General features: G+C 62.6%; 6 protein-coding genes. 5 read left to right on the top strand and 1 reads right to left on the bottom strand.

Going from position 1 to position 5688, the window contains the following annotated elements:
* The 3 genes from ACY69P_RS13380 to ACY69P_RS13370 form a co-directional block, all read left to right on the top strand.
* Positions 1-183, top strand: a 183-nt coding sequence (locus ACY69P_RS13380) for a hypothetical protein (RefSeq protein WP_462327832.1), incomplete at its 5' end; no start/stop codon positions are given.
* Positions 184-228: 45 nt separating this feature from the next.
* Entirely contained in the window at positions 229-1761 is a 1533-nt protein-coding gene (locus ACY69P_RS13375; protein ID WP_462327831.1) for a type II secretion system protein, read from the top strand.
* A gap of 124 nt (positions 1762-1885) precedes the next feature.
* Positions 1886-3421: a hypothetical protein gene (locus tag ACY69P_RS13370; protein WP_462327830.1), complete on the top strand. Its 1536-nt coding sequence runs from the start codon at positions 1886-1888 to the stop codon at positions 3419-3421.
* 92 nt (positions 3422-3513) lie between these two features.
* On the opposite strand, the gene ACY69P_RS13365 is transcribed toward ACY69P_RS13370, so the two are convergent.
* Positions 3514-3915, bottom strand: a complete 402-nt coding sequence (locus ACY69P_RS13365; RefSeq protein WP_462327829.1) for a DUF309 domain-containing protein — start codon at positions 3913-3915, stop codon at positions 3514-3516.
* Positions 3916-4011: 96 nt separating this feature from the next.
* Between ACY69P_RS13365 and ACY69P_RS13360 the strand changes: the two genes are divergently transcribed.
* On the top strand, positions 4012-5370 hold the full coding sequence (locus ACY69P_RS13360; protein WP_462327828.1) for a tetratricopeptide repeat protein: 1359 nt from the start codon (positions 4012-4014) through the stop codon (positions 5368-5370).
* A gap of 79 nt (positions 5371-5449) precedes the next feature.
* Positions 5450-5680 (top strand): hypothetical protein, encoded by a 231-nt coding sequence (locus tag ACY69P_RS13355; protein WP_459898191.1) that lies wholly within the window; start codon positions 5450-5452, stop codon positions 5678-5680.
* Positions 5681-5688: the final 8 nt, after the last annotated feature.

Here is a 5688-nt window from a genome sequence, read left to right as displayed (position 1 = left end):
TACCGCAAGCTCTTTGAGGAAGGCGCAGGCACCCAGCACATCGCGGCCCTAGACCCCGACGACCCGCCGGACTTTGATTTCGGCACCTTGCCCGACTACACCGGGGCATCCCCGGACCGGGGCGACGACGACATGTACATCTACGTTACCGCGCCGGAGCTTCGGGCCTTGCTGGCGCAGTAGCCCTCACGGCGGAAGCGGACGCCCCCGGCGTCAAAGGAGTGCACCGTGGATCAGACATCCCGCTCGCGACACGCCTTCACCCTTGTGGAGCTGGCCATAGTCCTTGTCATTATGGGGCTGATCATCGGGTTGACCCTGCCCATCGTCTCGGACTTCATCCAGCAGGAGAAAAAGCGCGCCACCAGCCAGTTCCTCACCAAGGTCAAAAACGAAATCATCGGCTACGCCATCATCAACAAGAGCCTGCCCACCACCCTCGACGACATCGGCGTGGAGACCGACCCCTACGGCAACACCATCGTCTACGCGCCGGACTCCGGCCTCACCAGCGGCGACCTGTGCACCTCGTCCCTGACGGATTCCATTGAGGTGCAAAAGACAACGCCCAGCGGCACGGATACCTTCACGGACATCGCCTTCGTGCTCATCAGCGCAGGGCGCAACAACAATCAGGAAACCACCAACTCCACCAACACCTTCGCCGTGTCGGACCCGCGCTCCTACGGCACGGACGGCAGCGGCTTCAATTTTGACGACGATGTGGAGTTCGCCTCCTACAACCTCTTACGCAACAAGGTCTGCACCAACACCGCGTCCGACTCCTTTGTCCCGCGCGGGTCGGATGTGAGCTTTGGGCAAAACATCAGCGACTTTGCCGGCACGCAAACCGGCATCAGCCCGCCCGGCAGCAGCACGGGCGCAGTCACCGTCAACACGGAGACCAACACCGCCACCCTTGGCGACGGCACAGGCGGCGGCGACGCAGGCTGCCTCTGGTACCAAGGCAACGAGTCCGCAGGAAACTGCACCAACGGCACCTGCGACTTTGGCAACGGCTTCCGGGTCTTCTTCTCCTTCACCTACGTCACCCCCGACACCAGCGCGGACAGCAAAACCGCCGGTGACGGCTTTATCTTTGCGGTGACGCAGGCCACGGACAACACGGCGGCGGACTGCGGCGCCTCCGGGGCGCGCCTTGCGTACTCCGGCAGCGGCAGCGGCGCGGGCGACGGCGAAATCAACCCGCCCAAAATCGGCCTTGAGATAGACGCCTACCCCAACGACGGCGACGCGTGGGACACCCAGATTCCCTCCCCCGGCGACGTCCGCACCCACCTGTCCATCGTCTACTGGGGCGCCACCCGCGACGACGACAACCAGCACGGCGATCTTGTCTCCACGCCAAACGCCTACGACGACGCCGGCCAAACCACCCAGGCCACCATCCCGAGCGATAATTCCACGGACTCCGGCATCTATATCCCCGCCTCCGCCACACAGTGGGAGGACGGCTTTGAGCACTCCGTCCGCTTCGAGGTCGCCCGCGCGCAGGAAAGCGGCAGCCTGTATTCCTACACCATCCAAGGCTGGATACGCGACTGCGCCACCGAGGACTGCACCAGCTTCACGGACCTCTCGGCCGACTACACCAGCAGCACTGCGGACCCTTTCGTCAATGCCACCATCTACTATGACAATGTAGGCGGCTCGTTCGACCGCGTCCTGCTGGGCTGGACAACCTCCAGCTTTGCCACGCAGGAGATAACCATCACCGACTTTGGCCTCAGCTTCCGCTAGCCCGCCGCCCGCTCAACTCTCCCCGCAGCACCTCGCGCTCCGGACGAAGCGAAACGTTGCAGCATTCACCCAAACTGGCTGTTCAAACATGGCTCCCAGCCACGGCCACGCAAGGAGAACGGCTATGCGCACCGGCATCCAAAAGGGCTTCAGCCTCATCGAGATGGCCATCATCGTCGTCATCATCGGCGTCATCGTCTCCACCGCCCTGCCGGGGCTCATCTCCAAGATTGGCTCCGACAAGGTCGTGGACAGCCGCAACCTCGTGCGGCAGGCGCGCGACGAAATCATCGGCGAGATGTTCAGCTCCGGCAGCTACGCCCTGCCCTCGCCGGGCACCGGGAACACGGTGCCCTCCACCATCGCCACCCAAACCGATGCGTGGGGACAGCCCCTCTACTATTTTGTCGCCGACGTCAGCGGCGCATCCAAACTCACCAACTCCGGCCCCTGCGGCACCAACTCCACACAGCTCACCGTCACCGAGCCGGACTCGTCCACCGTCAGCGACGTGGCCTTCATCGTGGCCAGCTTCGGCCCCAACTCCCAGCAGGACTTTACCGCCCTCCCGGGGTCCGGTTCCGCCACGCTGAGCATCCTCACCCACGGCGACCTCAGCGCTGTGGACACCTCGCGCACCTTTGACGATATTTTCGAATACGCGCGCCTCACCTATCTGCAAAGCACCGTAGACTGCTCCACGGCAGAGCACACCGGTCCCGGCGGCTCCGATGTCTCCTTTGAGGACGACCTCGGCGACTTTCCCCTTGCCAGCCCGGGCGACGGCTACGTCACCCGCAGTGGCTCGCGCACACCCTTCACCGTCAACGCCGACGGCGACGGCATCAACCTCAACGACACGGGCTCTCAAGATATGGCCTGCATATGGTACATGGGCAACGCCACAGAAGGCGCCTGCGACGAGGGCGTATGCAGCTTCGGCTCCGGAGTCCGGGTCTATTTCCTCTGGAGCATTGACACTTCAGACGGAGGGCACACATTCGCTTTGTGTGGCATTAATGCCTCAACGGGGTTAAACAATGACCCAAGCCAACTCTGTGGTGCAGATCAAGGGAGATACCTAGGATACGCAAGCAAGCGGCCTGGAACATCTCTTGGCATCTTTCCTCCCAAAATTGGACTTGAATTTGATACAAGAAGACACCTAACCCCCCAAGCCGACCCCAAGTACCCTGACGTTTCCGCTAACACGAAAGCTAACCACATGGCCATTCTGTACTGGAACACCAACAGCACCAACCTCAACGACGACACAACGCATACAGAAACACTCTCTGGCGGCACCGGCAATCCTGGCAATGAGACTGTCGGTGTCTACGACAAAGGCACCGAAGGCTGGATGGAGGGCGAAGAAGAATATCCCCTGCGCATGGAAGTGGACTGGAACGCCACCACCAAGGACGTGGACATCCGCATCTGGCACAACTGCACCAACGCCGACTGCGACGACCTGTCGCAGGACCTAGACCAGTTCTCGTCCTACGATCCCATTGCTGATGCACCGACCATCACTGACTCCAGAAATCTAGGCATTGGCGACAACGAGTTCCAGCACTTCCGGTTCGGCTGGACCTATAGTTCCCGGGCCAACAACTACAACGCCACCATCACCGATTTCCGTATCCGGTTTAAGGACTGAAAAAACAAGACGGGCCGCCCCCTCTGGGAGCGGCCCGTCACGCTGTGGCCTTGCGCCACGTTGTTCGCTCTTCAATCCTTCGCCTGCACGCGTCAATCGTCCACCCCCGCACGGTGGATGCGCAGGGTAAACACGCGCCCCGGCACGCTGGCCTCCTCGGACAGCCCTTCCACCACCCGCTGGCAGTCCCGCGCGTCCGCCACCAGCCTTGCAATATCATACCCATGGCAGACCGGGGCAAAGGGCCGCAGCAATTCCTGCGCGCGCCGCAACAGCCGAAGCGGACCGCGCCGCCCGCCACGCTCAAGGTGATACAGCGCCACGCCCACCTGAAGCATGCCCTTGTACAGGTCCCGGTGCGGCGTCTGGTCCCCGCGCCACAGGTCTTCCAAGGTTTCGTGGCAATCGTAGTAGCGCCCCGTATTGAATTCCGCCACACCGCGCTCCAGCTCCGGCGAAGGCGCGCCGGCGCAATATTCGCTTGTCATCGGCATTCTTTTCAAAAATTCCTCCTCCGCGGCCAGACCATGACGCCGCCGCGTCTTCCGTGTACTATCACAAGCATCCCCTTCGACGCTAACGGTGGTGCCATGGCCGGAATACAATCACTGCGACTCGTCATCGCGGAGCCAAACAAGGCCGCCCGCGACTTTCTCCGCAAGATCATTACCTCCGCGGGCCTTTCGCACGTGCATATGGTCGCCGACGTGCGCGACGCATGGGAAACCCTGCAAACGTCGCCGCCCCACGTCTTTTTGGTGGACTGGTCCATCGCCTCGGCAGCGGACTTCATCCTGCTGCGCAAGATGCGCTCCGCCGGACTGCGGGTGCCCGTGGTCATCACCGCCCGCAACCCCACCGACGACGACAAGCACCGCGCCACCAAGGCCGGGGCGCACGGCATTTTGAACAAGCCCTTCTCCCCGCGTGAGCTCGTCGGCGCCGTCATCACCGCCCTTCGGGCCGCCAAAGCCGCGCCCCAAAAAGCTGAGGCCACCGCGCCCAAGGCGGCGCCCAAAGCGCCAAGCACAGCCCCGGAGCACGACTCCCCGCAGGACGCCGCAAAGCGCCTCTTCGCCAGCGGCTGGAAGGACCTTCAGCTGCGTAAATACGACAGCGCCCACAAAAAGCTGACCACCGCCCTCTCGCGCCTGCCCGACTTTCCCGAAGCGCACAAAGGCCTTGCGGAAGTCCACCGGGGCAAGGGCAATCTGGACGGGGCCATGGAGCACCTTCTCAAAGCCTCGGAAATCTACGCCTACGCGGGCGACGCCCAGCAGGCGGAATCCCTGTATACCGAGGTCAAAAAAGCCCGACCCGACGCGGAAAATCCCTTCAAGACCGCCGCATCGCGCCATCAGGATGAAGGCGCGCACGACAAGGCCGTCACCGCCTTTGAGCACGCCCACGCCCTCTCGCCCAAGGACACGGACATCGCCGTCGGCCTCTCTAAGGCCTACATGGACGCCGGGCAGGACGAGCGCGCCGAGGAAACCCTGCGCACCATTTTGGAAAGCGTGGGAGAAATCCCCGCCGCCAAGGATCTTTTCCTCAAGCTCACGGGGGAGGAATGGTATTACGGCTCCACCAGCGACACGGAAGGGCACGAGGTGCAAATTCTGGATGGCAACGTTCAGGAGAAAAACGGCTCGGAAATGCGGCGGCACAGGCGGCTCGCCTTTGCCGACCGCGCCGTCAAACTCCCCGGCGTGGCGGAGAATCTGCCCGTGGTGGACATCAGCCTCGGGGGCCTCGGCTTCAAGCCCATGAGCGTCACCTTCAAGGAAGGGCAAAAGCTCACCTTCGACCTCGTCATCATGGGCACCGTCACCATCAAAAAGGTCGCCGCCACCGTGCGCCGGGTGTCGCCCAAAATCATCGGCTGCCAATTCACCTCGCTGACCAAGCGGCAGGCAAAGCACATCCGTCAGATGCTGGGCGAGGACTAGCCACCACTTGCACATCCGGCCCGGTTGTCGCACACTCGCGTCGCCGACCACGGCACCATTACACCGCAAGGAGAAATCCATGGACGAAAAACGCATCAGCTGCGAACTGCACACGGACTACGATATTGAAGTGAACAACCTGCCCGCACAGGCATGGGCAGAAGCCGTCTTCTCAACCCCAGAGGACGAAATCGTCGTCGAGGTCAACGCCGCAGACGACCCCATCATCAGCGTCTCCGTCGGCCCCCACGTCACGTGGAAAGGCTCCGTGACGGACTTCAAGCTGCTGCTGCGCGGCCTCGCGCAGTAACCCCAGCC

The organism is Desulfobaculum sp. (assembly GCF_054921475.1).
This window is presented reverse-complemented; position numbering and strand designations above follow the sequence as displayed.

Bases quoted from the DNA above. Each gene is read 5' to 3' on its own strand.
- ACY69P_RS13370 (WP_462327830.1), top strand. From the start codon at position 1,886: ATGCGCACCGGCATCCAAAAGGGCTTCAGCCTCATCGAGATGGCCATC.
- ACY69P_RS13365 (WP_462327829.1), bottom strand. From the start codon at position 3,915: ATGCCGATGACAAGCGAATATTGCGCCGGCGCGCCTTCGCCGGAGCTG.
- ACY69P_RS13360 (WP_462327828.1), top strand. From the start codon at position 4,012: ATGGCCGGAATACAATCACTGCGACTCGTCATCGCGGAGCCAAACAAG.
- ACY69P_RS13355 (WP_459898191.1), top strand. From the start codon at position 5,450: ATGGACGAAAAACGCATCAGCTGCGAACTGCACACGGACTACGATATT.